The sequence below is a fragment of the Mesotoga sp. HF07.pep.5.2.highcov genome (assembly GCF_003666285.1).
Classification (GTDB): Bacteria; Thermotogota; Thermotogae; order Petrotogales; family Kosmotogaceae; genus Mesotoga; species Mesotoga prima.
Genome location: NZ_JFHJ01000424.1, coordinates 1 through 1074, shown reverse-complemented (window position 1 = coordinate 1074; position 1074 = coordinate 1). Strand labels below are relative to the sequence as shown.

Annotated in this window: 2 protein-coding genes and 1 pseudogene; 2 read left to right on the top strand and 1 reads right to left on the bottom strand. The window is 45.6% G+C overall.

The genetic code is table 11. The features are described 5' to 3' along the window. Window positions 1-455: pseudogene (locus tag BG32_RS08905) on the bottom strand (GTPase ObgE); the annotation flags it as partial. Between the two features lie 66 nt (window positions 456-521). Between BG32_RS08905 and BG32_RS08900 the strand changes: the two are divergent. After that, window positions 522-761 (top strand): DUF370 domain-containing protein, encoded by a 240-nt coding sequence (locus tag BG32_RS08900; RefSeq protein ID WP_006492598.1) that lies wholly within the window; start codon window positions 522-524, stop codon window positions 759-761. A gap of 20 nt (window positions 762-781) precedes the next feature. Continuing rightward, the coding region (locus BG32_RS08895) for an ATP-dependent Clp protease proteolytic subunit (protein WP_183084314.1) at window positions 782-1074 on the top strand (293 nt) is incomplete at its 3' end.

The following is a 1074-nucleotide window of genomic DNA, read 5'->3' as shown; positions in this document are numbered from 1 at the left end:
GGCTCGCCATTTTCAGCAGCTTTAGGGGCCTGATTTGTCGAAGAGACAAATCTTGCATTTCCCCTACCGCCTTTTCCTCCTCTAGCTATCACGATCGTCTGCCCAGGGTTGCAAAGATCTGCTATGATCTCTCCAGAATCAGCATTATACGCAATAGTCCCTACCGGTACTCTAATAACCAGATCTTTCCCCTTCTTCCCGGCCATATTTGAACCCTGACCACTCTCACCACTCTGTGCGAGGAATCTCTTCTTGTGCTTGAAGCCGTAAAGTGTGTTTATTGAATTGCTTGCTCTCAAGAAGACATGGCCACCTCTTCCTCCGTCTCCACCGTCGGGACCACCATAGGGAATGTATTTCTCTCTCCTAAAGGAGACAGATCCGTTACCGCCATCTCCCGCTTTAACATAAATCCGCCCCGTATCAACGAGGCTTTCCTGATCGTTAGCTAGCATTGGGACACCTCCGCCGTATCTCCATTATGTTATAATAACATTGATATTGGAAGGGGGAAAGTAGAAGTGGATCGTGTTGTGAACGTCGGTTTCGAGTCTTTTGTGGTAAAGGATAGGATTCTTGCTGTGCTCCCTGTAGAAAGCTCGGCCGTTCGAAGGCTCAAACAGCTAGGTATGGAAACTGGAAAGATAGTTAACCTAACCTTTGGTAAGAGAACAAAGGCCATACTGATAACAAACAGTGGTCATGTCATCTTCTCCTTTCTTCCACCAAAGAGAATTATAGAAAAACTCTTCAGAAATTAGGAGGCATTATGGGCATAAACATGGCGCCTTTCGTCCCTTACGTAGTTGAAGACAGGGGCAGGGGAGAGAGGATTTTTGATATCTACACAAAACTGCTTTCTGAAAGAATAGTCTTTCTTGGCTGGCCGATTGATGATGAAGTATCCAATATTGTAGTTGCTCAGCTGCTCTTCCTGGAATCCCAGGACCCTGAGAAGGATATCAATCTCTACATAAACAGCCCCGGTGGTTCTATTACTTCTGGGCTGGCAATTTATGATACGATGCAGTATATTAAACCTGATATTTCGACAATCTGTATCGGGATGGCTGC